This window comes from Streptomyces sp. NPDC016851 (assembly GCF_055562795.1).
Map to the genome: position 1 here is coordinate 200892 of NZ_JBVHEP010000005.1, position 26096 is coordinate 226987.

Sequence of the window (26096 nt, forward strand, 5' to 3'; positions counted from 1 at the left end):
ACGCCCCCCGGGCCACCCCACCAGGAGAACAGGAGAGCACGTTGCCCCACCCGACCACCGGTTCCCGGGCCGCCGGGCCGACTCGCGACGGGCACACCACGGCGGACGCCGTGTGCCTGGGCGAGACCATGGCCGTCCTCAGCCCACCGGACGACCGGCCGCTCGCCGACCAGTCCGCGCTCCGCCTCTCCGTCGGCGGCGCCGAGTCCAACGTGGCCTGCGGGCTGGCCGCGCTCGGGCACCGCGCGGCCTGGCTGAGCCGGGTGGGCGACGACGCGTTCGGGCGGCGTATCCGTACGGAACTCGCGGCCCGGGGAGTCGACGTGGGCGCCGTCGGTGTCGATCCGGCGCATCCCACGGGCGTGTACTTCAAGGACCCGGGACCGGACGCGACCCGGCCGCTGTACTACCGGAGCGGATCGGCCGCGGCCCACATGGGACCGGAACTGGCCCGTGCGCCCGAGCTGCGGGGGCCGCGCGTCGTGCACGTGTCGGGCATCACCGCGGCGCTGTCCGGCAGTTGCGCCCGCCTGCTGGAGGAGATCGTCGTGCGCCGCACGCCCTGGGGCGCGGCGGCGGCCCGGCCGGTCGTCTCCTTCGACGTCAACCACCGCCCCGCCCTGTGGCGGGGCCGGGCGGCCGACGCGGCACCGGCGTTGCGGGACCTGGCGCGGGCCGCGGACCTGGTGTTCGTGGGGCGCGACGAGGCCGAGGCCCTGTGGGGCACGCGCCACCCCGACGACATCGCGAGCCTGCTCGCCCCGGCACCGCTCGTCGTCGTCAAGGACGCGGAGCACGGCGCGACCTCGTACGCGGCCGGCGGCGAGGTCACCTTCGCCCCCGCCCCGGCCGTCGAGGTGGTCGAACCGGTCGGCGCGGGCGACGCCTTCGCCGCCGGATATCTGTCCGGTGTCCTGGAGGACGCCGACGAGGAGTCCCGCCTGCGCCGCGCCCATCGCTCGGCGGCGACGGCCCTGCGCAGCCGGGACGACATCCCCGACCTGAGCACCGCGACCTCTTCGGCCCTCACGGGGCGGCGGGCCTAGGGCCGCACGGCCTCCAGACGCACCGCGCACGCCTTGAACTCCGGCATCCGGGAGGTCGGGTCGAGCGCGGGGTTGGTGAGGGAGTTGGCGCGGCCCTCGCCCGGCCAGTGGAACGGCATGAAGACGGTGTCGGGGCGGATCGTGCTGGTGATCCGGGCGGGTGCCACGGCCCGGCCCCGCCGGGACACGACGGCCACGGGATCGCCCTCGGCCGCCCCGAGCCGTGCGGCGAGCCGCGGATGCAGTTCCACGAACGGCCCGGGCGCGGCGGCGTTCAGCTCCGCCACCCGCCGGGTCTGCGCCCCGGACTGGTACTGCGCCACGACCCGCCCCGTGGTGAGCAGCACGGGGTACTCGTCGTCCGGTTCCTCGGCGATGGCCCGGTGCGAGACGGGGACGAAACGGGCGCGTCCGTCGGGGGTGGCGAAACGGTCGAGGAAGAGGCGCGGGGTGCCGGGGTGGGCGACACCCACCGTTTCCTCCGTCCCGGTGGAGGCCGGGCGGCCCGCCGCGCCCCGTTGCGCGGCAGGGCCACCCGCCCCGTCCTCGGCCCCCGTCAGGCCCTCCGGCTCCACCGCCGGGCAGGGCCAGAACACCCCGTTCTCCTCGACGATCCTGCGGTACGTGATCCCCGAGTAGTCCGCGGGGCCGCCCGCGCTCGCCCGGCGCAGTTCCTCGAAGATCTCCTCCGGGTCGGTCGGGAAGCCCTTCTCCACGCCCAGGCGGGCGGCCAGTTCGTGCATGACCTCCAGGTCGCTGCGGACACCGTCGGGCGGGCTGATGGCCCGGCGGCGGAGCAGGACCCTGCCCTCCAGGTTGGTGGTCGTGCCCGTCTCCTCGGCCCACTGGGTGACCGGCAGGACCACGTCCGCGAGGGCCGCCGTCTCCGACAGGACCACGTCGCACACGGCCAGGAAGTCCAGGGACTTGATGCGCTCCTCGACGTGCGCGGCACGCGGCGCCGACACCACCGGGTTGGACGCCATCAGCAGCAGGGATTTGATGTCGGTGCCCAGCGCGTCCAGCAGCTCGTAGGCGCTGCGCCCCGGGCCGGGCAGCGAGTCCGGGTCCACGCCCCACACCTCGGCGACATGCCGCCGCGCCGCCGGGTCGTCGAGCTTGCGGTAGCCCGGCAACTGGTCTGCCTTCTGCCCGTGTTCGCGGCCGCCCTGCCCGTTGCCCTGCCCGGTCAGACAGCCGTACCCGGACAGCGGGCGGCCCGCCCGGCCGGTCGCCAGGCACAGGTTGATCCACGCGCCCACCGTGTCGGTGCCCTTGGACTGCTGCTCGGGCCCGCGTGCCGTGAGCACCATCGCCGACTCGGGCTCGCAGAACATCCGTACCGTCTCCCGCAGTTCGGGGACGGACACCCCCGTGATCCGCTCCACGTGCTCCGGCCAGTGCGCCATCGCGGCGGCCCGGGCGTCCTCCCAGCCGGTGGTCCGCTCCCGGACGTACTCCTCGTCCACCCGGCCCTCGGCGATCACCAGGTGCAGCAGGCCCAGGGCGAGCGCCAGGTCCGTGCCCGGCCGGGGCGCCAGGTGCAGGTCCGCCTGCTCGGCCGTCTTCGTGCGGCGCGGGTCGATGACGATCAGCGTGCCGCCGTTCTCCCTCAGCTCGTTGAAGAACCGCAGCGACGGCGGCATGGTCTCCGCGAGGTTCGAGCCGACCAGGATCACGCAGCCGGTCTTCGGGATGTCCTCCAGCGGGAACGGCAGCCCCCGGTCGAGACCGAACGCCTTGATGCCGGCCGCCGCGGCCGACGACATGCAGAAACGGCCGTTGTAGTCGATCTGCGACGTGCCGAGCACGACCCGCGCGAACTTGCCGAGCGTGTACGCCTTCTCGTTCGTCAGACCGCCCCCGCCGAACACTCCGACCCCGTCCGGCCCGTACTCGGCACGCGTGCGGCGCAGTCCCTCGGCGATCCGGTCCAGCGCCTCGTCCCAGGAGGCCGGCACCAGCGCGCCCCCCTCACGCACCAACGGCGAGGTCAGCCGCACGTTCGAGGCCAGCACCGCCGGAGCCGTACGGCCCTTGCCGCACAGCGCGCCCCGGTTCACCGGGAAGTCCGTACGCTCGCTCACCTCGACGGTCCCGTCGGGCGCGGGCGTCAGGTTCATCCCGCACTGCAGGGCGCAGTACGGGCAGTGCGTGGGCGTGGCGGTGGTCTGCATACCGTTCAGCCTGCTTCGGCCGTGTTACGCCCGGGACGGTTCCCTGTTACGCGGCAGGGACGGCAACCTCCCCGCCACCACCCCGCCGACGTGAGGCACACGCCTGTCCGCCTTCAGGTCGCCGCCGACCGGCACGGACGTTGCCCATGTGACGAAAAACGTCACATGTGGCTCATTGCTCTCCTTTCTTGGCTGATCCGACCTAGTTGAGTGTTGAAGCAGCGGCACTACGCTCTCGCTACGCGCAGCGCTCGCACGACTCCGCACGGCGTTCGACACCCGGGCATGCCCGCCGTTCACGGCTGCATCCACCCGCGGCCCCACCGCGTGTGGCAATCCGACCCTCGAACACAGCCAGGAGGCCACCCGACCATGCCTCTGCGCCATCTGACCCCCCATGACCGGCAGCTGTTCCGCCAGTACGGCCGGGGCCCCACCGTCCCCGTCCCCGACCCGCTCCTGCACCACGCCGTCGCCCGGCACGCCGCCGCCACCCCGCACGCCGTGGCCGCCGAACATCAGGGCGCACACCTCACCTACGGCGAGCTCGACCGGTACGCCGACGCCCTCGCCGCCCGCCTCGTCCGCGAGGGCGTACGCCCCGGCGATCACGTCGGCCTGTTCGTCCGCCGCTCGATCCCGATGCTCGTCGGCCTCCTCGGCATCCTGAAGGCCGGCGCCGCCTACGTCCCGCAGGACATCGGCCTCGCGCCCCCGGCCCAGCTCACCCACGTCATCCGCACCGCCCGGACCCGGGTCGTCCTCACCACCGCCGAACACGCCCACCGCGTGCCGCTGCCGGACGGCCACCTGCTGCTCGCGCTCGACGAGCCCCAGCCGTACGCCCCGGCCCCGCGCCCGCGCGTCACCGGCGACGACGGCGCCTACGTGCTGTTCACCTCGGGCACCACCGGCCGCCCCAACGGCGTGAAGGTCACCCACCGCAACGTCGCCAACATCCTGCTCACCGAGCCGGGCGGCCTCGGCATCCGCCCCGGCGACCGGGTCGCCCAGCTCCTCAACATCGCCTTCGACATGGCCGCCTGGGAGATCCTCGGCTGCCTCGCCCACGGCGGCACGCTCGTCATCCGCGGCAAGGACATCGCCGCCGCGGCCCGCACCGCCGACGTGCTCATCGCCACCCCGACCGTGCTGTCCGGCCTCGACCCCGCCGCCTGCCCGCGCGTGCGCACCGTCGCCGTCGCGGGGGAGCCCTGCCCGCGCCCGCTGGCCGACCGCTGGGCCCGGCGGGCCGCCTTCCACAACTGCTGCGGCCCCACGGAGACCACGATCGTCAACACCATGAGCCGCCACGACCCGGCCGCCCCGCTGCTCACCATCGGCCGCCCCACCCCCAACAACACCGTCTACGTCCTCGACGCCGACCGGCGCCCGCTGCCCATCGGCGAGCCCGGCGAGATGTGGGCGGGCGGCGACTGCGTCTCCGCCGGCTACCTCGGCGACGACGCCCTCAACGCCGAGCGCTACGCCCCCGACCCCTTCCTCGGCGGCGGCCGGCGCATGTTCCGCACCCGGGACCTCGGCCGCTGGACCTCCGGCGGCGAACTGGAACACCTCGGCCGCACCGACGACCAGGTTAAGGTGCGCGGCTTCCGCGTCGAGCTGGACTCCGTCTCCTCCGTCCTGGAGACGGCCGCCGGCTGCACCCGCGCCGTCACCCTGAAACGCGACGCCCGCACCCTGGTGTCCTTCGTCTGCCCCGCCGACGTCGACCCCGGCACGGCCCGCCGCGCGGTCGCGGACGCCCTGCCCTACTACTGCGTCCCCGAGCAGGTCCTGCCCCTGGCGTTCCTCCCCGAGACCGACCGCGGCAAGGTCGACAAACAGGCCCTGCTCGGCATGCTCGACGAGCGCGTGGCGGTGGCCCGATGACCACGTCACCCGCCCGGACCCGCCAGGACACCGGCGAGCTCCCGCCGCTCCTGCCGGCTCCCCGCCGCCTGCTCAAGCACCCCCGGCTGATGCACTACAACCGCCTCGCGGCCCTGGTCCTCCTGGCCAACGCGGCGTTCCTGTGGGCCGCCGGACCCCCGGCCACGCCCACCCTCGGGCACGCCGCCCTCGCCAACCTCGCCCTCGCCGTCCTGGTGCGCCAGCAGTACGTCATCAACCTCCTGTTCCGGCTGGCGACTTCGGCCCCGGTGCACTGGCCGCTGAAGATCCGCTGGACGCTCGGGAAGGTGTACCACTTCGGCGGGCTGCACGTGGGCGGGGCGCTGGCCGCGTCGGCCTGGTTCCTGGCCCTGACGGTCGCGCTGACCCGCGCCGGGACGGACCTGCCGCTGATCACGGTGAGCTGGACCCTGGTGGCCCTCCTCGCCCTGATCGTCGCCACCGCCCTGCCACCCTTCCGCTCCCGCCGGCACGACCACTTCGAGAAGATCCACCGCTTCGGCGGCTGGAGCGCCCTCGCCCTCCTGTGGACCCACACCCTGCTGTCCGGCCAGGGACGGGTGCCGCTCGCGGTCCTCGCCCTCGTCACGTTCAGCGTGGCGCTGCCCTGGCTGCGGCTGCGCAAGGTGGACGTCCGCACCGAACGCCCCTCCGCGCACGTGACGCTGGCTCACTTCGACTACGGCGAGACCCCCTTCGCCGGCTCCTCGACCGCGATCAGCCGCAGCCCGCTGAAGGAGTGGCACTCCTTCGCCAACGTCCCCGCCCCCGGCCGCTCCGGCTTCCGGCTCACCATCTCCCGCGCCGGTGACTGGACCGGCTCCTTCATCGACGACCTGCCCCCGCGGGTGTGGGTGAAGGGCATCACCACGGCCGGAGTCGCCAACATCGAGGTCCTGTTCAGGAAGGTCGTCTACGTGGCGACCGGCAGCGGCATCGGCCCCTGCCTGCCCCATCTGCTCGCCGCCGAGGTCCCCTCGCGCCTGGTCTGGGCGACCCGCGACCCCCGCGCCACCTACGGCGACGCCCTCGTCGACGAGATCCTCGCCGTCCAGCCGCACGCCCTGGTCTGGGACACCTCCCGGCACGGCAAGCCCGACATGGTGCGGCTCGCCCATGCCGCGTACCGCGACTTCGGCGCGGAGGCCGTCATCTGCATCTCCAACAAGCGGCTGACCTGGCAGGTGGTGCACGGCCTGGAACGGCGCGGCATTCCGGCGTACGGCGCGATCTGGGACTCGTGACCACCGTCCAGGGAGGAAAGATGAACCACCTGAAAGCCGAACGGGACGGCCGTGTCGTGACCGTCCGCCTGCACCGCCCGCACGCCCTGAACGCGCTCAGCTCCGAACTGCTCGCCGAACTCCTCGGCCTCCTCGGCCCGCTGGACGACGACCCCGACGTCGGCTGTTTCGTCGTCACCGGCTCGGAGAAGGTCTTCGCGGCCGGCGCGGACATCAGGGAGATGGCGGGCAGGTCGGCCGTGGACATGATGGCCGAGGACTACTTCGCGGCCTGGGAAGGCTTCGCGGACCTGCGCACCCCGAAGATCGCCGCCGTGTCCGGTTACGCGCTCGGCGGCGGCTGCGAACTGGCCATGATGTGCGACCTGGTCGTCGCGGGCGAGTCGGCGCTCTTCGGCCAGCCCGAGATCAAACTCGGCGTGATCCCCGGCATCGGCGGCACCCAGCGGCTGACCCGTCTGGTCGGCCGGGCCAAGGCGATGGACCTGATCCTCACCGGCCGCACCATGGACGCCCGGGAGGCCGAGCGCTGCGGCTTGGTCTCCCGCGTGGTCCCCGACGACCGGGTCCTCACCGAGGCCCTGGAAGCGGCGGCGGCCGTCGCCTCGTACGGCCGTACGGCGGTCAGGGCGGCCCGCGAGTGCGTCGACCGGGCCCTGGAGACGGGCCTGCGGGACGGCCTGCGCTACGAACGGCGGGTGTTCCACGCCCTGTTCGCCACCGACGACCAGAAGGAGGGAATGACGGCGTTCCTGGAGAAGCGCCCCCCGCGCTTCCACGGACGCTGACGGCCACAGGCCTTGCCAGGGGCGGGAGCACACCGGGCGACCGGCCGCGCTCCCGCCCCCGGCGGACGGCCCGATCCTCTACTCGCCCGTGGCCAACGCCCGTTCCACACCCGGCTCCCGGGGCCCGAGGAACCGGGGATCCGGGCGGAACGCCGCGTCCAGGGCAGCCTTCCCGGCGGCGAGGATCTCCCGGACGCCCCCGTAGTACCAGGTCGCGTCATGCACGGCGTCGACCCCCACCCCGTACGACTCGACGCCCGCCGCCTGACACAGCGCGACCGCCCGCCGGATGTGGAAGCCCTGGCTGATCAGCACGGCCTCGTCCACCCCGAAGATCTTCTTCGCGCGCACGCAGGAGTCCCAGGTGTCGAACCCGGCGTAGTCGCTGACGATCCGCCCGTCGGGCACCCCGTGCCGCGTCAGGTACACGCGCATCGCGTCCGGCTCGTCGTAGTCCTCGCGGCTGTTGTCCCCGGTGACGAGCACCACCTCGACCCGCCCCGCGCGGTACAGCGAGGCCGCCGCGTCCAGCCGGTGCGCGAGGTACGGCGACGGCTCCCCGTCCCACAGCCCGGCACCGAACACCACGGCCACATCGGTCCGCGGCACGTCCGCCGCCGTCCGCAGCCGGTCACCCGCGGCCACGTACATCCAGGTCGCGGGCAGCAGCGCGAGCACACACCCGGCCATCACCGCCTGCACCAGCCGCCGCTGCCCCCGCCGGGTACGCGGCAGCCGCGGTCTGCGGAACGTCACAGGACGCATCGGACGGTCCCTCCCCAGGTCGGCCCCTCGACAGTCAGGGACGCCCACACGGACCGCCCGGTTCATCCGCCTCCCCGTGACCAGCTTCACGCGTTACACGGAACCGCCAGGTCAGGCCGCCTCACACCCCACCCGTCCCACATCGTGAACCGCTGGAAAACACCCGTGACGCCCACGCAACGGGAAGGCAACGTGCGGCGGCGACCATCGATGGCATGCCCAGTCAGCTCAGGCTCGTCCCGCAGCCCGCCACGCGCCGCCCGGCCCCGCCCGCCCTCGTGGTCGTGGCGCACGGCAGCCGCGACCCCCGCGCGCTGAGCACCGTACGCGCGCTCCTGGACCGCGTCCGCGCGCTGCGCCCCGACGTGCCAGTGCACCTCGGGCACATCGAACTGAACGCCCCCCTGCTCCCCGACACGCTCGCCGCCCTGGGCGACACGGAGGCGGTCCTGGTCCCCCTCCTCCTCAGCCGCGGCTACCACGTCAAGCAGGACATCCCCGAGATGGCCGCGGCCTCCAGGGCCCGCACCCACCTGGCGGCCCCCCTGGGCCCGCACCCCCTCCTGGTGGACGCCCTCCAGGCCCGACTGGAGGAGGCGGGCTGGGGCGGCACCCCCCGCAGCAGCAGCGCGGTGGTCCTGGCCGCGGCCGGCTCCCGCGACCCTGACGCCAAGACGGACACCGGCCGCACGGCCCACCTCCTCGCCGCCCGCCTGGGCGTCCCCGTCATCCCCGCCTACGCCTCGGCGGCGACCCCGACGGTGGAAACCGCCGTCCGCACCCTCCTCGCACGGGGCCGCCGCCACATAGCCCTGGCCTCCTACTTCACGGCCCCCGGCCGCTTCGCCACGGAGTGCGCCCAGGCGGCCCCCTGGATAGCAGCGGCCCCCCTCGGCACGCACCCGTCCATGGCCCACCTCCTCCTCCACCGCTACGACGAGACCCTGGCGGCGGCGCCCGCTGTGCCGGAACTGGCCTCGGCTTGATGCCCTAGGGGCGCGGGGAACTGCGCGACCAGCCCAAAACCACCCGCACCCGCCCGGAAACTGAACCCGGCAGACGCTCAGGCGCATACTGTCGGCACATGGACGGCACCTCACAAACCCCCCCGGCCTACGACCCGGCGTCAGCCGACCGCTGGGCCCCGGAACCAGACAAACGCCCCGGCCGCACCGCCTTCCAACGCGACCGCGCCCGAGTCCTGCACAGCGCCGCCCTGAGAAGACTCGCCGGCAAAACCCAAGTGGTAACGCCCGGCACCATGGGCCCGGCCTGGGACGCCAGCCCCCGCACCCGCCTCACCCACTCCCTCGAATGCGCCCAGGTCGGCCGCGAACTGGGCGCCGCCCTCGGCTGTGACCCGGACCTCGTGGAAGCCGCCTGCCTCTCCCACGACCTCGGCCACCCACCCTTCGGCCACAACGGCGAACAGGCCCTCAACGAGTTCGCGGCGGACTGCGGCGGCTTCGAGGGCAACGCCCAGTCCCTCAGACTCCTCACCCGCATCGAGCCCAAACGGTTCACCCCCGAAGGCTCCGTCGGCCTCAACCTCACCCGCGCCGCCCTCGACGCCGCCACCAAGTACCCCTGGCCCCGCGGCGCCCACCCCACCGACCCGGCGTCCCGCAAGTTCGGCGTCTACGACGACGACCGCCCGGTCTTCGACTGGGTCCGCAAGGACGCCCCCGACGCCCGTATCTGCTTCGAGGCGCAGGTCATGGACTGGTCCGACGACGTGGCCTACTCGGTGCACGACGTGGAGGACGGCCTGCACGCCGGCCACATCGACCCGAACTGCCTGCACGCCGAGCCCGAACGGCAGGACGTCTTCCAGGTCGCCCGGGACCGCTATGTACCGGCGGACACCGACCCCGCAGAACTCGCCGAGGCCCTGGACCGGCTCCTCGCCCAGGAGTGGTGGCCGCACGGCTACGACGGCACCGCCGTCGCCCAGGCCCGTCTGAAGGACGCCACCAGCCAGCTCATCGGCCGCTTCTGCCTGGCCGCCGAGACCGCGACCCGCACCGCGTACGGCGCCGGACGCCTCACCCGGTACGCCGCGGAACTGGTCGTGCCGCGCGAAGCCCGTCTGGAGTGCGCCGTCCTCAAGGCCGTCGCCGACCTCTACGTCATGCAGCGCGCCGAGCAGGAACGCCTGCGCGCCGACCAGCGCGTCGTCGTCGCCGAACTGGCCGAGGCGCTCACCGCCCGCGCCCCGGACGGCCTGGACCCGCAGTTCCGCGCCCTGTTCGACCGGGCGCCGGACGACCGGGCCCGCAAACGGGTGATCGTCGACCAGATCGCCTCCCTCACCGACACCTCCGCCCGCTCGCTTCACGCCCGTCTGACAGGGCACGCATGAGACTGGCGGGAAACCCAACGGGAAAAACGACGGGAAACAGGGGACAACACCCGGGAAACAAGGGAACACGGCACGCCCGATCGTGACCCTCCGTGGCCTGATCGGGTCACTCCCTCTTCCCGCATCACGCTCCGTGCGGGACGCTCGCAAGTGGCGACACCCTTACGAGGAGGCACCAAGTGGTCGACGCGGATCAGACATTCGTCATCGTCGGAGGCGGACTCGCCGGCGCCAAGGCGGCCGAGACGCTCCGGGCGGAGGGCTTCACGGGCCGGGTGATACTGATCTGCGACGAACGCGACCACCCCTACGAGCGTCCGCCGCTGTCCAAGGGCTACCTCCTGGGCAAGGAGGAACGCGACAGCGTCTTCGTGCACGAGCCCGCCTGGTACGCGGCGAACGACATCGAGCTGCACCTCGGCCAGACCGTCGACGCGATCGACCGCACGGCCAGGACGGTCCGCTTCGGCGAGGACGGCACGGTCGTCCGCTACGACAAGCTGCTCCTCGCGACCGGCGCCGAGCCCCGCCGCCTCGACATCCCGGGCACGGGCCTGGCCGGCGTCCACCACCTGCGCCGGCTCGCCCACGCCGAGCGGCTCAAGCACGTCCTGACCAACCTCGGGCGGGACAACGGCCACCTCGTGATCGCGGGCGGCGGCTGGATCGGCCTGGAGGTCGCGGCGGCGGCCCGCGAGTACGGCGCGGAGGTCACCGTGGTCCACAGCGGGCCGACCCCGCTGCACCACGTCCTCGGCCCCGAGCTCGGCCAGCTCTTCGCCGACCTGCACCGCGACCACGGCGTCCGCTTCCACTTCGGCAGCCGGCTCACCGAGATCGTCGGCCAGGACGGCATGGTCCTCGCGGCCCGCACGGACGACGGCGAGGAACACCCGGCGCACGACGTCCTGGCCGCGATCGGCGCGGCCCCGCGGGTCGCTCTCGCGGAGGCGGCCGGGCTGGAGATCGCCGACCGGGCGCGCGGCGGCGGCGTCGTGGTCGACGAGCGGCTGCGCACCTCCGACCCCGACATCTACGCGGCCGGCGACGTGGCCTCCTTCCCCCACCCCCTCTTCGAGACCGGCATGCGGGTGGAGCACTGGGCCAACGCGCTGAACGGCGGACCGGCGGCCGCCCGCTGCATGCTCGGCCGGGACGTGACGTACGACCGGGTGCCCTACTTCTTCTCCGACCAGTACGACCTCGGCATGGAGTACTCCGGCTGGGCGCCGCCGGGGACGTACGACCAGGTGGTGCTCCGGGGCGATGCGAGCCGGCGCGAGTTCATCGCCTTCTGGGTGAAGGAGGGCCGGGTGCTGGCCGGGATGAACGTGAACGTGTGGGATGTCACAGACAAGATCCAGCACCTGATCCGCTCCAAGGCCCGCGTGAACACGGAGGCCCTGGCCGACCCGCACGCACCGCTCGACAGCCTCGCCTCCTAGCCGTCAGGACTGTCACCGCGCCCCCGTAGAATCGCTGCGTGGCTGGACGGATCAACGACGAGGACGTGAAGGCGGTACGGGACGCGGTCCCGATCGACGCCGTGGTGTCCGAGTACCTCCAGCTGCGCAACGCGGGCGGCGGCAACCTCAAGGGCCTGTGCCCGTTCCACGACGAGAAGTCACCGTCCTTCCAGGTCAGCCCGAGCAAGGGACTCTTCCACTGCTTCGGCTGCCAGGAGGGCGGCGACACCATCACGTTCGTGATGAAGATCGACCACCTCTCCTTCTCGGAGGCGGTCGAGCGCCTGGCCGGCCAGGCGGGCATCACCCTGCGCTACGAGGAGGGCGGGTACAACCCCTCCCACCAGCGCGGCGAACGGATCCGCCTGGTCGAGGCCCACAAGATCGCGGCCGAGTGGTATGCGGAACAGCTCGCGACGTCCCCCGAGGCCGACACCGGCCGGATCTTCCTCGCCGAGCGCGGCTTCGACCAGGCCGCCGCCGTCCACTTCGGCGTCGGCTACAGCCCCCAGGGCTGGGACCACCTCACGCGCTATCTGCGCGGCAAGGGCTTCACCGACAAGGAGATCCTGCTCTCCGGCCTCGCCCAGGAGGGCCGCCGCGGCCCCATCGACCGCTTCCGCGGCCGGCTGATGTGGCCCATCCGCGACATCGGCGGCGAGGTCGTCGGCTTCGGCGCCCGCAAGCTCTACGAGGCGGACAACGGCCCCAAGTACCTGAACACGCCCGACACGCCGATCTACCGCAAGTCCCAGGTCCTCTACGGCATCGACCTGGCGAAGAAGGAGATCGCGAAGACGAGCCGCGCGGTGGTCGTCGAGGGCTACACGGACGTCATGGCCTGCCACCTGGCCGGGGTGACGACCGCCATCGCCACCTGCGGCACGGCCTTCGGCGGCGACCACATCAAGATCCTCCGCCGCCTGCTGATGGACAACGGCTCGGCCCGCGTCATCTTCACCTTCGACGGCGACGCGGCCGGCCAGAAGGCCGCCCTGCGCGCCTTCGAGGACGACCAGAAGTTCGCCGCCGAGACGTACATCGCCATCGCCCCCGACGGCATGGACCCCTGCGACCTGCGCCTGGCCAAGGGCGACGAGGCGGTGGCGGACCTGGTCGAACCCCGCACCCCGCTCTTCGAGTTCGCCCTGCGCCAGATCGTCAGCCGCTACGACCTCGACACCCCGGCCGGCCGCGCCGCCGCCCTGGACGAGGCCGCCCCGATCGTCGCCCGCATCAAGAACAGCGGCGCCCAGCACGAGGTCGCCGTCCAGCTCGCCGGCATGCTCGGCATCCTCGACACCCAGTTCGTGGTCAAGCGCGTGGCCCAGCTGGCCCGCTGGGCCCGCGACCGCGGCGGCAAGGGCCCGGCCCCGGACCGGCACCCGCACGCATCCCAGCAGTACGCCGCCGCCCAGCCGTCCGCGGGCCCCCGCGGCCCGGCCCTCAACCTCCGCAACCCCGTCTACGCCACCGAACGCGAACTCCTCAAACTCGCCCTCCAGCGCCCCGAGCTGGTCTCCCCGGCCTTCGACGCGTACGGCGTCGACGAGTTCACCGCCCCGCCGTATGCCGCCGTACGCCAGGCCATCCTGGACGCCGGCGGCGTCGAACTGGGCGTCGCGGACCCCCAGGACTACCTGGTGAAGGTCCGCGAGGCCGCCCCCGACGACGCGGTCCGCGCGATGGTGACGGAACTGGCCGTCGAGGCGATCCTGCTGCACAAGGGCGTGAAGGGCGTCGACGAGACCTACGCGGGCGCCCAGTTGGTCACCGTCCGCCGCCGCGCCGTCGAACGCCGCATCCGCGACATCACCGGCCAGCTCACCCGCCTCGGCACCCACGGCGACCCGGCCCAGCTGGCCGCCGTACAGAACGAGCTCTGGGTCCTCCAGCAGTACGACCAGGCCCTCCGGGCACACGGCGCCGCCGCGCTCTGACGCCGCTCAGGCCCCGCCCCCGTCGAACGTCGGCGTCACCGCCCGCACCAGCCGCTCGGCGAACTCCCGCTCGTCGTCCCGGAAGCGCGGATACTCGGTGACGAAGTGGTTCCACTCCACGTACCCGACCGCCTCCACCACGTCCTCCAGCAGGATCTTCTCGCGGTAGGGGTACGGCCACTCGCCCGACAGCCGGAACACCTCGTGCAGCAGCTCGCGGCGCAGCGGATGCCGCTCGGCCAGCAGGACCGCGTCGTACAGGTCCTTGCCCTGGGCGTACGTGTCGTTGATCACCCACATCAACTTCCACGCCAGCGACAGCTCCGGCGTCGCCGCCTGGACGACCGCACCGCCCGCCAGCTCCACCGGCTCGGGCTCCTCCGGCAGCCGCTCGTTGAAGACGAAGTCCAGCTGGACATGGCCGCCGGGCAGCCCGGGCGCGCCCCAGGGCAGCACCATGCGCCGGCCCGGCACCCGCTCGTACGTCCAGATGTCCTCGACGACCGCGCCACGCGCCGAGATGCCGACCTCCCGGCCGCGCGCGTCGGCCAGCTCCTGAGCCGCCTCGGCGATCCCGGACAGCATCCGGTCCGTGCGGCCGTCCTCCATCCGCCAGGTGTGCGGCACCACGACGAAGTCCAGGTCACCGGGCTCGCGCGCGGCCTCACCGAACCAGGCCGACATCAGCACACTGCCCCGTAGCACCAGCGCGTCGACCCACGGCGAGTCCGCGATCGCGGCGAGGACGAGATCCAGGGCGTGCCGTCGGGCCGCCCGCCAGGCCTCGCCCCGCTCCGGGTCGGAGAAGCGCGGGTCGGTGGCCCGGTAGGCGTTCTGGTACTGCTTCAGGGCCGGGTCGAAGACGGGAAGCTGCACCACGTCGTCCCCGGGCACCGGCCGCAGCGTCCTCGGCAGCTGCCCCGCCCTGCGGGTGGCCTCGTCCAGCGGCTCGCGGGGTATCTCCGGGCTCTGCCACCCGAACCGCTCCCACGACGTCCCGGTCATGTCCGCACCCCCACCGGCTCCTCCAGCCATCCCTCGTCCACCGACAGGTCACTGTCGTGGAGCACGAACTCCCGCTCCACGCCGAGCACTTCGTATCCCTCTAGCTCCGTGAGCAGCCGCTCCAGCGCCCGGCCGGCGCCCCCGGCGTCCACCGCGCGGCAGCGCTGGGTCACGAACCGCTCGTGCCGTGTGCCCCGCACCCGCCGGGCGTTCCACGACAGATGGGCGCCGTGCGGCACGACGCGGGCCGCGAGGGCCGCCAGGTCCGTGCCCGAGGCGAGCAGCAGCTTCACATGGTGCTCGAAGTACCGCCCGTCGTCGCACGGTTCGCGCGGCACCTCCGGCGCCCACGGCGACGACTCGATCTTCACGCGGACCGGCTCGAAACCGTCCGCGCGCAAACGCGCCGCCACCTCGCGCGCCCGCGCCGATTCGCAGGCGTACGACGGCGAACCGGACAGCGTGAGCATGGGCTGGTCACGCATCCGGCCCCTGGCCAGCACGATGTGAGTCAGCTTGAAGCCGCCCGCGGCCGCCCAGCGGCGCAGCCGCGCGGACTCGTCGGGTCCGGTGCAGCGAACCGTCACATGCGATTCGTACAGGGAAGCGGACATCGGCCGATCCTCGCAGACCAGGGACGCGTGAGGCATCCGGGTTTCCCACCAGGGGGCAACCGCGCGGTCACGGACCGGAAGCAAAAAGTCATCGCACGCCCCTCGTGGCGACGATGTGTCTTACCCCACACTGGGTTCCGGTGCCTGAGTCCTCGGAGCGCGGCCGATCCGTCCCCGACGGGTCCCAGACCCCCGCGGTTCCGCTCATCGCGTACGGGACGGACAGCGGCGAGGCCGCCGACTCCGCCCCCGAAGTACCGCTGCCGCCCGCCTTGGCAGCGATCATCCTGGAGGTCGCCCCCGTGCAGACCCAGACCCTCACCCAGACCGACGTCAGCGGCGCCATCGGCGCTGACGGCGCCGCACCGGAGGGGGAGGACGACGTCCTCCCCGCGGTCCCGGCGCAAGGCCGCGTCGTGCTCCACCCCGAGCAGGAACCGGAGGAGCCGCCCGCCGAGGCCGTCGAGACGACCGAGGCTCCCGAGCCCGTCGAACCGCCGCGGGCCCGCCCCGACACCGGCGGCCCCTCCTCCGACCTGTTCCGCCAGTACCTGCGGGAGATCGGCCGCATCCCCCTGCTGACCGCCGCCGAGGAGGTCGAACTCGCCCGCCGCGTCGAGGCCGGCCTGTTCGCCGAGGAGAAGCTGCGGCTCGCCTCCGACCTGGACAGTCAGCTGGCACTGGACCTCGACCGGCTCGTCGTCATGGGCCGGATGGCCAAGCGCCGCCTCATCGAGGCCAACCTGCGCCTGGTCGTCTCCGTCGCCAAGCGCTACGTCGGGCGCGGCCTGACCATGCTCGACCTCGTCCAGGAGGGCAACCTCGGGCTCATCCGGGCCGTCGAGAAGTTCGACTACGCCCGCGGCTACAAGTTCTCCACCTACGCCACCTGGTGGATCCGCCAGGCCATGTCCCGCGCCCTGGCCGACCAGGCCCGCACCATCCGGGTCCCCGTGCACGTCGTGGAGCTCATCAACCGGGTCGTCCGCGTCCAGCGCCGCATGCTCCAGGAACGGGGCTACGAACCGACACCGGAAGAGGTCGCCGCCCACCTCGACCTGCCCCCGGAGCGCGTCAGCGAAGTGCTGCGCCTCGCCCAGGAACCGGTGTCGCTGCACGCGCCCGTCGGCGAGGAGGACGACGTCGCCCTCGGCGACCTCATCGAGGACGGCGACGCCACCAGCCCCGTCGAGTCCGCCGCGTTCCTCCTCCTCAAGGAGCACCTGGAAGCGGTCCTGTCGACGCTGGGGGAGCGCGAGCGCAAGGTCGTCCAGCTCCGCTACGGCCTCGCCGACGGCCGCCCCCGCACGCTGGAGGAGATCGGCCGCATCTTCGGAGTCACCAGGGAGCGGATACGGCAGATCGAGTCCAAGACCCTGAACAAACTCCGCGACCACGCCTTCGCGGACCAGCTGAGGGGTTACCTGGACTGACGCCGTCTGCGGGCCGGCGGAGGGCTGGTCGCGCACCCAGCCAGGGGCGCGGGGAACTGCGCGACCAGCCACAACGGGCCCGCAGACGCCCCACGACCTCACATGGCACCCTCGAAGGCGACTCAGTCGACCTCCGCCGCCGCCTGCGCGAACTGCGCCTTGTACAACCGGGCGTACGCCCCGCCCGCCGCCAGCAGCTCCTCGTGCGCGCCCTGCTCCACGATCGCCCCGTTCTCCATCACCAGAATCGCGTCCGCGTCCCGGATCGTCGACAGCCGGTGCGCGATGACGAAGGACGTCCGCCCATGGGCGAGTTTCGCCATGGCCTTCTGGATCAGCACCTCGGTCCGCGTGTCGACCGAACTCGTCGCCTCGTCCAGCACCAGGATCACCGGATCGGACAGGAACGCCCGCGCGATGGTGATCAGCTGCTTCTCGCCCGCGCTGACCCCCGACCCCTCGTCGTCGATCACCGTGTCGTACCCGTCCGGCAGCGTCCGGACGAACCGGTCCGCGTGCGCGGCCCGGGCCGCCTCCTCGATCTCCCCGCGGGTCACCTCCCGGGACGCCCCGTACGCGATGTTCTCCGCGATCGTGCCGCCGAACAGCCAGGTGTCCTGGAGCACCATGCCGATCCCGGCGCGCAGTTCGTCCCGGGACATCCGCGCGATGTCGACCCCGTCGAGGGTGATGCGCCCGCCGGTGACGTCGTAGAACCGCATCAGCAGGTTCACCAGCGTCGTCTTGCCGGCACCCGTCGGGCCGACGATGGCCACCGTCTGCCCGGGCTCGACCTTCAGCGACAGGTCCTCGATCAGCGGCTTCTCGGGGTCGTAGCGGAACGACACGTGCTCCAGCGCCACGTGCCCGCGCAGTTCCTCGGGCCGCACGCCCGGCACCGGATCGGCGCTCTGCTCCTCCGCGTCCAGCAGCTCGAAGACCCGCTCCGCCGAGGCGACACCCGACTGCACCAGGTTCGCCATGGACGCGACCTGCGTCAACGGCATGGAGAACTGCCGCGAATACTGGATGAAGGCCTGCACATCGCCGATGGACAGCGAGCCCGAGGCGACCCGCAGCCCGCCGACGACCGCGACCAGCACGTAGTTGAGGTTCGACACGAACATCATCAGCGGCTGCATGACGCCGCTGTTGAACTGCGCCCGGAACCCGGCCTCGTACAGCGCCTCGTTCTGCTCGGCGAACTGCTGCGCCGACTCCTCCTGACGCCCGAACACCTTCACGAGCGCGTGCCCGGTGTACATCTCCTCGATGTGCGCGTTCAGCTTGCCCGTCGAGCGCCACTGCTGCACGAAGTGCGGCTGCGACCGCTTGCCCACGCGCGTGGCGACGACGTACGACAGCGGCACGGTCACCAGCGCGACCAGCGCCAGGATCCAGGAGACGTAGAACATCATCGCGAGGACGCCGATGATGGTCAGCACCGAGTTGATGAGCTGCCCCATCGACTGCTGGAGCGTCTGCCCGATGTTGTCGATGTCGTTCGTCGCCCGGGACAGCACCTCACCGCGCCGGCTCTTGTCGAAGTACGACAGCGGCAGCCGCGACAGCTTCGTCTGCACGTCCTCGCGCATCCGGAACATGGTGCGGTTCACGGTCCGGTTGACCAGCCGCGTCGCCACCGCCATCAGCAGCCCGGCCACCAGGAACACGCCCAGCGCGAGCAGCAGCACATGTCCGACGGCGGTGAAGTCGATGCCCTCGCCGGGTGTGAAGTCGGTGCTGCGCAGCATGTCGGCGACCTCACCGTCGCCGCGCTGCCGCATCTGGTCGAGGACCTGCTCCTTGCTCGCCCCCTCCGGCATGTCCCGCCCGACGATGCCCGCGAAGACCAGGTCGGTCGCCTCGCCGAGGATCTTCGGCCCGACGACGTTGAGGCCGACGCTGAGCACCACGCACAGCAGCAGCACGCCGATGGTCAGCCGCTCCGGCCGGAACCGCGCGACGAGCCGTTTGCCCGACCCCTTGAAGTCCAGCGAGCGCTGGTCGGGGCCGCCCCCGGCCATCATCCGCCCCATGGGCCCGGCCATCAGGCAGCCTCCGCTTCCGTGAGCTGGGAGAGCACGATCTCCCGGTAGGTCTCGTTGTCCGCCATCAGCTCGTGGTGCCGTCCGGTGCCCACGACGTGGCCCTCGTCGAGGACGACGATCCGGTCGGCGTCCCGGATGGTCGCCACCCGCTGGGCGACGATCACGACGGTCGCCTCGGCCGTCTCCTGCGCGAGCGCGGCGCGCAGGGCGGCGTCCGTGGCGTAGTCGAGCGCGGAGAAGGAGTCGTCGAAGAGGTAGATCTCCGGGCGCTGCACGAGCGTCCGGGCGATCGCGAGCCGTTGCCGCTGACCGCCCGAGACGTTCGTCCCGCCCTGCGCGATCGGCGCGTCGAGCCCGCCCTCCAGCCGCTCCACGAACTCCTTGGCCTGCGCCACCTCCAGCGCGTGCCACAGCTCCTCGTCGGTGGCGTCCGGGTTGCCGTAGCGCAGGTTGGTCGCCACCGTGCCCGCGAACAGATACGGCCTCTGCGGCACCATCCCGACGGTCTTCGCGAGCAGCACCGGGTCCAGCTCCGCCACCTCGACACCGTCCACGAGCACCTGCCCCTCGGTCGCGTCGAACAGCCGCGGGACCAGCCCGAGCAGCGTCGACTTGCCGCTGCCGGTCGAGCCGATGACGGCGGTCGTCTCACCCGGCCGGGCGACCAGGTCGACGCCCCGCAGCACCGGCTCCTCGGCACCCGGATAGCGGAAGCCCGCCCCGCGCAGCTCCAGATGACCGTGCCGGCGCAGCTCCCGCACGGGCGCCGACGGCGGCACGACGCTCGACGAGGTGTCCAGCACCTCCCGGATGCGCTCCGCACACACCTCCGCGCGCGGCACCATCATGAACATGAAGGTGGCCATCATCACGGACATGACGATCTGCATCAGATAGGCGAGGAACGCGGTCAGATCCCCGATCTGCATCCCCCCGCTGTCGATCCGGTGCGCGCCGAACCACACCACGGCGATCGACGACACGTTCACCACCGTCATCACGATCGGGAACATCAGCGCGAGCAGGTTGCCGGTGCCCAGCGCGAAGTCCGTGAGATCGGTGTTGGCCTTCCGGAAGCGCTGCTGCTCGTACTCGTCCCGGACGAAGGCCCGGATGACGCGGTTGCCGGTGATCTGCTCGCGCAGCACCCGGTTCACCGCGTCCAGCCGCACCTGCATGGCCCGGAACAGCGGCCGCAGCCGCCGCACGATCAGCGTCACGCAGATGCCCAGCAACGGCACGACCGCCACCAGCACCCCCGACAGCGGCACGTCGAGACCGAGCGCCAGCACGATGCCGCCCACGCACATGATCGGCGCCGACACCATCAGCGTGAACGTCATCAGCGCCAGCATCTGCACCTGCTGGACGTCGTTCGTCGTACGGGTGATCAGCGAGGGAGCTCCGAAGTGACCGACCTCACGCGCGGAGAACGACTGCACCCGGTCGAAGACGGCGGCCCGCACGTCCCGCCCGAGCGCCGCCGCCGTACGGGCGCCGTAGTACACGGCACCGATGTTGCACACGACCTGGACCAGCGAGATGCCGATCATCACCGCGCCGTAGCCCAGGATGTAGCCGGTGTCGCCGTTCACGACACCCTGGTCGATGATGTCCGCGTTCAGCGTGGGCAGGTAGAGCGTGGCGCAGGTCTGCAGGAACTGCAGCAGCACCAGCAGGGCGATGGTTTTCTTGTAGGGCCTGAGGTGGACCCGCAGAAGTGGTATGAGCACGCTGCTTCTCTCGGGTGGGCGACGGGGCCGGGTTGGTTGCCCCTGGCCCCTATCGTCGAACACTCCACCCGCGTTACCTCAACCGAATTAACCCAACAGGCGGTCAAAAGGCCCCGGGGTGCGTCTGCTCCCGCACCGCCACGAACTGCTGCCGGACCGCCTGCCCCACGGCCAGCTCCTCCCCGGGCTCCAGCACCTGCGCGACCGCGCCCTGCCAGGCCGGCGGGGTCCGCGCGTCGAGCGTGCCCTGGGACGCCCCGAGCGCCCACGCCGCCTGCCGGGCGGCGCCGATCGCCGTGTAGTCCGCCGGCTGCGGCACCACGACCTGTGTCCCGAACAGCGAGGGCGCGGCCGCCTGCACGGCGGGCAGTTCGGCGGCCGGACCGAGCAGGAACACCCGCCGCACCTCCACGCCCCGGGAGCGCAGCACGTCCAGCGCGTCCGCGAGCCCGCACAGCATGCCCTCGAACGCGGCCCGGGCCAGATGCTCCGCCTTCATCGACTCGCGCCTGAGCCCCGCAAGGGTGCCCGCCGTGTGCGGCAGGTTCGGCGTCCGCTCACCCTCCAGATAGGGCAGCAGCACCAGCCCGTGCGCCCCCGGCGTCGACTTCATCGCCAGCTCGGACAGGCTCTCCAGATCGGGCAGCCCCAGCAGCTCGGCGGCCCCGCGCAGCGTCCGTACGGCGTTCAGCGTGGTGACGACCGGCAGGTGCATGCCGGTCGCGTCGGCCAGCGCGGTGATCATCCCGGAGCCGTCGACCAGCGCCTCGGGATGCACGGCCATCACGGACCCGGACGCGCCCAGCGACACCACGGCGTCCCCGAGCCCGATGCCGAGCCCGAACGCCGCCGCCATGGTCTCGCCGGTCCCCACGGAGATCAGCAGCCCCTCCGGAGTCGTACCGGCCGCGTCCGCCGGGCCGATCACCTCCGGCAGCATGACCTGGTGCCCGAGCGCCAGCTCGACGAGGTCGGGCCGGTAGGCGCCGGTCGCCGCCGACCAGTACCCCGTACTGGACGCTCCGCCCCGGTCGGTGGTTCTCCGGACCGGCCGGCCCAGCAGCTGCCACACCAGCCAGTCGTGCGCCTGCAGGAGGATCGCGGTGCGCTGCGCGTGCTCGGGCTCGGTCCGCGCCAGCCAGCGCAGCTTCGTCACCGGCTGCGCGGCCTGCGGCACACACCCCACCGCCTGCGCCCACGCCTCGCGGCCCCCGAGCGCGTCGATCAGGTCGGCGGCCGCGACCTGCGTCCGCTTGTCGCTGCCGACCATCGCCGGCCGCACGGTGTTGCCCTGCGCGTCCAGCGGCACGACGGCGTTCTGCTGCGCCGAGACGCCGATGGCCTGCACGCCCTCCAGCAGGCCGCCGCCCGCGGCCTCGCCCAGGGACAGCAGCCAGGCCTGCGGGTCGACGTCGGACGGCCGGCCGCCGTCGGGGCTCTCCACCGGATGCGGTGCATATCCCTGCCTGAGCACGGCTCCGGTGTCCGAGTCACAGACGACGATGCGAGTGAAATCGGGTGAACTGTCCAACCCGGCGACTATCCCCATGGCCAAAATTCTGCCGTACCGCTGCGCCGGCTTGGGCCGTGGGCGCCGTGGATCTTGGCGCCGGGTGTCGGGTGCGGGCCTCGTCGTGGCTGGTCGCGCCGTTCCCCGCGCCCCCCTGGGGGGCGTGCCCGTGCCCGGCGCCTGAGAAGGAACTGTTACGTGTTGCTCGTGCCCCAGTCGTCCTCGCCGCCGTTGTGGGTGGCGCGCTCCTTGAGGTGGCGGACTCGGTCGGCCACCGAGTCGGGGACGCGGTCGCCGACCTTGTCGCTCACCACGTGGTACGCCTTGCCCGCGAACTCGCGGCCCTGGTGGGCCGCCGACTCCGCGGTGTTGCGGACGGCGGGGTTCTGCGCGAACTGGCGGGCCGACTTCTTCAGCTGTTCGTAGCGCTCGCGTCCGGCCCTCGTGCCCAGCACGTAACCCAGGACGACTCCGGCGACGAACGTGAGCCGGTAACGCATGGCGGCCACCCTTCCCTTGCGTAGGTCTCCGGTACGGCGTGGGGCGCCGGGGAGTACCGATTGGCGGAGCACCCCCCTGCTTGCGCTAATGTATGTGTCGCAGCGAGCGCGCGCCCCCTGGCGAATACCCAGGTAGGTACGTTCGATGCAAAACGAGACCTTCCTCGGTAGCTCAATTGGCAGAGCAGCCGGCTGTTAACCGGCAGGTTACTGGTTCGAGTCCAGTCCGGGGAGCTCGGTCCTCCGTAGCTCAATTGGCAGAGCAGCCGGCTGTTAACCGGCAGGTTACTGGTTCGAGTCCAGTCGGGGGAGCACGCTGAACGAGGACCCCTCAGGGGTCCTTTTTCATGTCCGTTCCGATCTCCTGGGAACCGTGCGGCGCTGGTCGCAGTCCTCATGGTCACGAAGGCCGTGCGCAGCCGCCCAGCCGAAGCAGGAGATCGTATGAGCGGCTATGCTGCGGCAGACGGCGCGCACACATGTACGCGACACGCCGCTATGGGGCGGTAGCTCAGCCGGTTAGAGCAGCGGACTCATAATCCGTCGGCCGTGGGTTCGAGTCCCACCCGCCCCACCGGAGACTTCCAGCGAGGACTGCCACGTCGAGCGTGGTGGTCCTCGTCGGCGTTCGGGGTCAGGGTGTGGACGCCGGGGCGGTGCCGTGGCGGCGCTGGCGGTGGGTGTATGTGGTGATCGCCCGCCACAGGTGGCGGCGGTCGGTGTCGGGCCAGAGGTCCGGGGTGAAGTGCAGCTCGGCGTAGGCGGTGTGCCAGGGCAGGAAGTTGGAGGTGCGCTGCTCGTTGCCGGTGCGCCACAGCAGGTCGACGTCGGGCATGTCCGGGTGGGGCAGGTGCCGTGCGAAGTCCTCCTCACCGATCAGGTCGGGATCCAGGTGGCCGGCCCGGGCCCGGCGGGCGAGGGCCGCGGCGGCGCGGGTGAGTTCGTCACGGCCGCCGTAGTCGATGCACATCGTCAGCGTCAGGCCGGTGCGCGTGCGGGTGGTGCGCTCCCGCAGGTGGAGCAGGTCGGCCAGGTCCGGCGGCAGCCGGCCGGCGCGGCCGTGCCAGCGCAGCCGGACGTCGAGGTCGCGGAAGGGGTCGTCGACGACCTCGCGGCGCAGGACGTCCAGGATCGCTTCGACCTCCCGCGCATCGCGGTGCCAGTTCTCGGTGGAGAAGGTGTAGAGCGTCAGGTGCCGCAGGCCGATGTCCAGGGCGCCGTGCACCACTTCGCGGAACGCGGCGGCGCCGGCCCGGTGTCCCTCGTGCCGGGGCAGGCCGCGCTGCTGGGCCCAGCGGCCGTTGCCGTCCATGATCACGGCGACGTGGGCGGGGAGGCGGTCCGGCGGGATGTGCGGGGGACGGTGGCCGCCGGGGTGCGGTGGCGGGGGCCGGAAGCTTCGGGTGTGGGCCGTCCGTGCGGGCGGGGGCGGGCCGGCGTGCCCGGCGGGCCGTGCGGGCGGCACCGTCGGCGGAGTCAGGCTCCAGGCCAGCGCGGCGCGGGCCCGGGCGGGGACGAGGATGCGGGCCCGGGTGCGCAGCGCGGGCCGGGGCGGGCGCCGCAGGAGGGCCGGGCCGGCGGAGCCGATCGCGTCGAGCTGGGCGCGCAGCAGTGCGGCCATGGTGTGCAGGACGGTGGCGGGCCCGGGGTGCATGCCGCGGCTGAGGCCGTCCTGGGTCACCCACTGGCGGGCCAGGCCGGTCAGCTCGGTGATCAGAGCGGCGACGGCGGGGCTCCAGCGCCGGTGCGCCAGGTCCTCCGCGGCCCCGGGGTGGGGCCGCAGGGCCTCGTCGGGCAGCAGGAGGTCGCCCTGGGCGAGGTCGGCGGACAGGTCGGTGAGGATGTCCGTGAGCCGGACGCCGTCCAGGAACTCCTCGTAGGCCTCCCGGGTGTCCAGCCGGAGGGCCACGGGGACGCCGGCCCGGTCGAAGAGCGTGCGGACCTGGCCGAACCAGGGCAGCAGGTTGTCCCGGCCCCAGGTGCGCCACGCGGCCCAGTCGGCGAAGTGCCTGCCGTGGGTGTCGTCCCGGACCTGGACCATGGCGCCGTGCAGCTCGGACAGGTCCAGGCGCCAGCGCGCCGCGGTGTCGACCAGGGCGTGGCGGATCGGGTCCGGGCTCGTGCCGGTGGGCAGTTCGCGGTGCAGGGCGGTGATCCACTCCTCGACGCGGGCGGCCCGCTCGGCGGCGGGCGCGGTGCGGTCGTCGCCGAGGTCGTCGAGCGCGTTGGCCGCCGCCCACAGGGCCCAGCAGGCCGGGCGCAGCGCCGCGGGCACCAGCTGGATCAGCGCGTACTCCGCCGGGTCCTGCTCCCTGGTCCGGCGCCGGCACAGCCCGTAGGCCGCCCGCAGTGCCGGATCGTCGCCGATCACCGCCCGTGCGGAGGTCGCTCGTCGGTCTGCCGGTCGTGTGTTCGCGCGAGGCACACCGCTCACAACGAGGACGGCACGTCCAGGTTGTGCGACGCGCGAGCGGGCTAGTGCATGTGGTGGGCTCCTGCTAGGAGCCGGTGTCGTCTTCCTCCGTGGCGGTGTCGTCGCGGTCGCCCTCCGCCTGGGACGGCGTGGGGTGCGCCGGCGTGGTGCGCTCGGGCTCGTCCTGCCGGTCGTCGCGGTCGCCCTCGGCCTGGGACGGGGTGGGGTCGCTCATCGGGTGCCTCCTGTCCGTGCCGGTGGAACCGGAGCAGGCGGGTGCGGCGCTCCGGCCGTGGTCGGCCGAGTACCCCGATGGGCCGCGGTGCACCGCGGGCCCGGCCGGTGACGTACCGGGGCGGCGGCCGGGGAGGGTTCCTCCGGCCCCCGGTCAGGCTCGGCCGCGGCGGGTGAGGGCTCGCTGCAAGGCCTCGCGGAGCTCGGGGGACGGGCGGGGGCCGTCGGGCTTCGCGACGGCCGTCACGGCGGCGGCCACGTCGCGGAGCTTGGTGTTGGAGAGCTGGGAGGCCTCGCGCAGGATGTGCCAGGCCTCGTCGGACGTGCAGCCGTGGGTGGCCATGAGGATGCCCCGGGCCTGGTCGATGACCGGGCGGGAGGCGATGGCCTGGCGCAGCTGCTCGACCTCCTCCTGGAGGACGTGCAGGCGCTCCGAGCGTTCCAGGGCGACCGCGGAGGAGGCCGGGGCCGACGGCTGGGCGGGCTCGGGGTCGGGGTGGGGCGCGGGACGCAGGGGGTCGGTCGTGTCCAGGCCCGCCAGTTCCAGGATCCGGCGCGGCTGGCCGTTCCAGTTCGTGGTCGTGACCGTCACGATCCGCCGCCGGGCGAAGTCGGCCAGGACGTCGAGGAACTGCAGGCCCGCCGTGTCCATGAAGTGCACGCCCCCCATGTCCAGCTCCACCCGCGTGATCGTGGGCGGCAGCTCGGCCAGGGCCCTGGTCAGTGTTTCCGCGCAGCCGTGAACCAGCTCACCGCGCGGGGTGAGCTCGGCCTGTTCCGCGTCCACGCGGCCACTGATGACCAGTGTGTTCAACCCTTCTGTGCGCTGTGCTGATGCCGCAGACGTCATGTCACCGCCTCTTCGGTCCTCTTCGGTCGTGTTCCTCCTCGCGGAACCGCA

The 26096-nt window shown here is 72.7% G+C and carries 20 protein-coding genes and 3 tRNA genes; 12 read left to right on the plus strand and 11 right to left on the minus strand.

Annotated features, from left to right (window positions below; genetic code table 11):
• Positions 1 to 41 precede the first annotated feature (41 nt).
• Positions 42 to 1046, plus strand: coding sequence for a sugar kinase (locus ACZ3I3_RS10915; RefSeq protein ID WP_467364168.1), 1005 nt, complete (start codon positions 42 to 44; stop codon positions 1044 to 1046).
• On the opposite strand, the gene ACZ3I3_RS10920 is transcribed toward ACZ3I3_RS10915, so the two are convergent.
• Positions 1043 to 3223 (minus strand): molybdopterin oxidoreductase family protein, encoded by a 2181-nt coding sequence (locus ACZ3I3_RS10920; protein WP_467364169.1) that lies wholly within the window; start codon positions 3221 to 3223, stop codon positions 1043 to 1045. The two genes, ACZ3I3_RS10915 and ACZ3I3_RS10920, sit on opposite strands and share 4 nt — an antisense overlap.
• Positions 3224 to 3595: 372 nt before the next feature.
• On the opposite strand from ACZ3I3_RS10920, the gene ACZ3I3_RS10925 reads away from it, so the two are divergent.
• From ACZ3I3_RS10925 to ACZ3I3_RS10935, 3 genes are read left to right on the plus strand one after another with little or no spacing between them, the layout of a single operon-like run.
• Positions 3596 to 5116, plus strand: coding sequence for an amino acid adenylation domain-containing protein (locus ACZ3I3_RS10925; RefSeq protein WP_467364170.1), 1521 nt, complete (start codon positions 3596 to 3598; stop codon positions 5114 to 5116).
• The gene (locus ACZ3I3_RS10930) at positions 5113 to 6381 is read left to right on the plus strand and encodes a ferredoxin reductase domain-containing protein (RefSeq protein ID WP_467364171.1); all 1269 of its coding nucleotides are present in this window, start codon (positions 5113 to 5115) and stop codon (positions 6379 to 6381) included. The genes ACZ3I3_RS10925 and ACZ3I3_RS10930 overlap by 4 nt, the downstream gene beginning before the upstream one ends.
• A 20-nt stretch (positions 6382 to 6401) precedes the next feature.
• The gene (locus tag ACZ3I3_RS10935) at positions 6402 to 7169 is read left to right on the plus strand and encodes an enoyl-CoA hydratase-related protein (protein WP_467364172.1); all 768 of its coding nucleotides are present in this window, start codon (positions 6402 to 6404) and stop codon (positions 7167 to 7169) included.
• 78 nt (positions 7170 to 7247) lie between these two features.
• On the opposite strand, the gene ACZ3I3_RS10940 is transcribed toward ACZ3I3_RS10935, so the two are convergent.
• Positions 7248 to 7934: a SanA/YdcF family protein gene (locus ACZ3I3_RS10940; RefSeq protein ID WP_467364173.1), complete on the minus strand. Its 687-nt coding sequence runs from the start codon at positions 7932 to 7934 to the stop codon at positions 7248 to 7250.
• A 215-nt stretch (positions 7935 to 8149) separates the two neighbouring features.
• Here ACZ3I3_RS10940 and ACZ3I3_RS10945 point away from each other — a divergent pair, with 215 nt between their 5' ends.
• The 4 genes from ACZ3I3_RS10945 (at position 8150) to dnaG (ending at position 13702) form a co-directional block, all read left to right on the plus strand.
• Positions 8150 to 8920 carry a sirohydrochlorin chelatase gene (locus ACZ3I3_RS10945; protein ID WP_467364174.1) on the plus strand — a complete coding sequence of 257 codons (771 nt, stop codon included), beginning with the start codon at positions 8150 to 8152 and terminating at the stop codon, positions 8918 to 8920.
• Positions 8921 to 9018: 98 nt separating this feature from the next.
• Positions 9019 to 10296: a deoxyguanosinetriphosphate triphosphohydrolase gene (locus ACZ3I3_RS10950; RefSeq protein ID WP_467364175.1), complete on the plus strand. Its 1278-nt coding sequence runs from the start codon at positions 9019 to 9021 to the stop codon at positions 10294 to 10296.
• Positions 10297 to 10475: 179 nt separating this feature from the next.
• On the plus strand, positions 10476 to 11741 hold the full coding sequence (locus ACZ3I3_RS10955; protein ID WP_467364176.1) for an NAD(P)/FAD-dependent oxidoreductase: 1266 nt from the start codon (positions 10476 to 10478) through the stop codon (positions 11739 to 11741).
• A 38-nt stretch (positions 11742 to 11779) separates the two neighbouring features.
• The gene (dnaG, locus tag ACZ3I3_RS10960) at positions 11780 to 13702 is read left to right on the plus strand and encodes a DNA primase (protein ID WP_467364177.1); all 1923 of its coding nucleotides are present in this window, start codon (positions 11780 to 11782) and stop codon (positions 13700 to 13702) included.
• A gap of 6 nt (positions 13703 to 13708) precedes the next feature.
• On the opposite strand, the gene ACZ3I3_RS10965 is transcribed toward dnaG, so the two are convergent.
• Both ACZ3I3_RS10965 and ACZ3I3_RS10970 read right to left on the minus strand, forming a co-directional pair.
• Entirely contained in the window at positions 13709 to 14707 is a 999-nt protein-coding gene (locus tag ACZ3I3_RS10965) for a nucleotidyl transferase AbiEii/AbiGii toxin family protein (RefSeq protein WP_467364178.1), read from the minus strand.
• Complete coding sequence (locus ACZ3I3_RS10970) at positions 14704 to 15321, minus strand: hypothetical protein (protein WP_467364179.1); 618 nt, start codon at positions 15319 to 15321, stop codon at positions 14704 to 14706. The genes ACZ3I3_RS10965 and ACZ3I3_RS10970 overlap by 4 nt, the downstream gene beginning before the upstream one ends.
• Positions 15322 to 15461: 140 nt before the next feature.
• Here ACZ3I3_RS10970 and ACZ3I3_RS10975 point away from each other — a divergent pair, with 140 nt between their 5' ends.
• The gene (locus tag ACZ3I3_RS10975; RefSeq protein WP_467364180.1) at positions 15462 to 16754 is read left to right on the plus strand and encodes an RNA polymerase sigma factor; all 1293 of its coding nucleotides are present in this window, start codon (positions 15462 to 15464) and stop codon (positions 16752 to 16754) included.
• Between the two features lie 122 nt (positions 16755 to 16876).
• On the opposite strand, the gene ACZ3I3_RS10980 is transcribed toward ACZ3I3_RS10975, so the two are convergent.
• The 4 genes from ACZ3I3_RS10980 to ACZ3I3_RS10995 all read right to left on the minus strand — a co-directional run bounded on the left by ACZ3I3_RS10980 (position 16877) and on the right by ACZ3I3_RS10995 (position 22548).
• On the minus strand, positions 16877 to 18805 hold the full coding sequence (locus ACZ3I3_RS10980) for an ABC transporter ATP-binding protein (protein ID WP_467364181.1): 1929 nt from the start codon (positions 18803 to 18805) through the stop codon (positions 16877 to 16879).
• Positions 18805 to 20538: an ABC transporter ATP-binding protein gene (locus ACZ3I3_RS10985; protein WP_467364182.1), complete on the minus strand. Its 1734-nt coding sequence runs from the start codon at positions 20536 to 20538 to the stop codon at positions 18805 to 18807. Before ACZ3I3_RS10985 ends, ACZ3I3_RS10980 begins: the two co-directional genes overlap by 1 nt.
• A 103-nt stretch (positions 20539 to 20641) precedes the next feature.
• Positions 20642 to 22087 (minus strand): xylulokinase, encoded by a 1446-nt coding sequence (locus ACZ3I3_RS10990; protein WP_467364183.1) that lies wholly within the window; start codon positions 22085 to 22087, stop codon positions 20642 to 20644.
• Positions 22088 to 22242: 155 nt separating this feature from the next.
• A complete protein-coding gene (locus ACZ3I3_RS10995; protein WP_086560002.1) occupies positions 22243 to 22548 on the minus strand; it encodes a YtxH domain-containing protein in 306 nt (101 codons plus the stop codon).
• A 161-nt stretch (positions 22549 to 22709) separates the two neighbouring features.
• On the opposite strand from ACZ3I3_RS10995, the gene ACZ3I3_RS11000 reads away from it, so the two are divergent.
• From ACZ3I3_RS11000 to ACZ3I3_RS11010, 3 genes are all read left to right on the plus strand, one after another.
• Positions 22710 to 22782 (plus strand) — tRNA-Asn (locus ACZ3I3_RS11000).
• Between the two features lie 5 nt (positions 22783 to 22787).
• Positions 22788 to 22860: transfer RNA gene (locus ACZ3I3_RS11005), tRNA-Asn, on the plus strand.
• Positions 22861 to 23048: 188 nt separating this feature from the next.
• Positions 23049 to 23122 (plus strand) — tRNA-Ile (locus ACZ3I3_RS11010).
• A gap of 60 nt (positions 23123 to 23182) precedes the next feature.
• Here the strand turns inward: ACZ3I3_RS11010 and uppS are convergent.
• From uppS to ACZ3I3_RS11025, 3 genes are all read right to left on the minus strand, one after another.
• On the minus strand, positions 23183 to 24919 hold the full coding sequence (uppS, locus tag ACZ3I3_RS11015; RefSeq protein WP_467364184.1) for a polyprenyl diphosphate synthase: 1737 nt from the start codon (positions 24917 to 24919) through the stop codon (positions 23183 to 23185).
• 127 nt (positions 24920 to 25046) lie between these two features.
• Complete coding sequence (locus ACZ3I3_RS11020) at positions 25047 to 25196, minus strand: hypothetical protein (protein WP_467364185.1); 150 nt, start codon at positions 25194 to 25196, stop codon at positions 25047 to 25049.
• 153 nt (positions 25197 to 25349) lie between these two features.
• On the minus strand, positions 25350 to 26045 hold the full coding sequence (locus tag ACZ3I3_RS11025; RefSeq protein ID WP_467364186.1) for an ANTAR domain-containing response regulator: 696 nt from the start codon (positions 26043 to 26045) through the stop codon (positions 25350 to 25352).
• Between the last annotated feature and the right edge of the window lie 51 nt (positions 26046 to 26096).

Coding starts and splice junctions, on each gene's coding strand:
- ACZ3I3_RS10945 (WP_467364174.1), top strand. CDS start 8,150: ATGCCCAGTCAGCTCAGGCTCGTCCCGCAGCCCGCCACGCGCCGCCCG.
- ACZ3I3_RS10980 (WP_467364181.1), bottom strand. CDS start 18,805: ATGGCCGGGCCCATGGGGCGGATGATGGCCGGGGGCGGCCCCGACCAG.
- ACZ3I3_RS10940 (WP_467364173.1), bottom strand. CDS start 7,934: ATGCGTCCTGTGACGTTCCGCAGACCGCGGCTGCCGCGTACCCGGCGG.
- ACZ3I3_RS11025 (WP_467364186.1), bottom strand. CDS start 26,045: ATGACGTCTGCGGCATCAGCACAGCGCACAGAAGGGTTGAACACACTG.
- ACZ3I3_RS10950 (WP_467364175.1), top strand. CDS start 9,019: ATGGACGGCACCTCACAAACCCCCCCGGCCTACGACCCGGCGTCAGCC.
- ACZ3I3_RS10920 (WP_467364169.1), bottom strand. CDS start 3,223: ATGCAGACCACCGCCACGCCCACGCACTGCCCGTACTGCGCCCTGCAG.
- ACZ3I3_RS10935 (WP_467364172.1), top strand. CDS start 6,402: ATGAACCACCTGAAAGCCGAACGGGACGGCCGTGTCGTGACCGTCCGC.
- ACZ3I3_RS10995 (WP_086560002.1), bottom strand. CDS start 22,548: ATGCGTTACCGGCTCACGTTCGTCGCCGGAGTCGTCCTGGGTTACGTG.
- ACZ3I3_RS10970 (WP_467364179.1), bottom strand. CDS start 15,321: ATGTCCGCTTCCCTGTACGAATCGCATGTGACGGTTCGCTGCACCGGA.
- ACZ3I3_RS10990 (WP_467364183.1), bottom strand. CDS start 22,087: ATGGGGATAGTCGCCGGGTTGGACAGTTCACCCGATTTCACTCGCATC.
- ACZ3I3_RS11020 (WP_467364185.1), bottom strand. CDS start 25,196: ATGAGCGACCCCACCCCGTCCCAGGCCGAGGGCGACCGCGACGACCGG.
- ACZ3I3_RS10965 (WP_467364178.1), bottom strand. CDS start 14,707: ATGACCGGGACGTCGTGGGAGCGGTTCGGGTGGCAGAGCCCGGAGATA.
- ACZ3I3_RS10925 (WP_467364170.1), top strand. CDS start 3,596: ATGCCTCTGCGCCATCTGACCCCCCATGACCGGCAGCTGTTCCGCCAG.
- ACZ3I3_RS10930 (WP_467364171.1), top strand. CDS start 5,113: ATGACCACGTCACCCGCCCGGACCCGCCAGGACACCGGCGAGCTCCCG.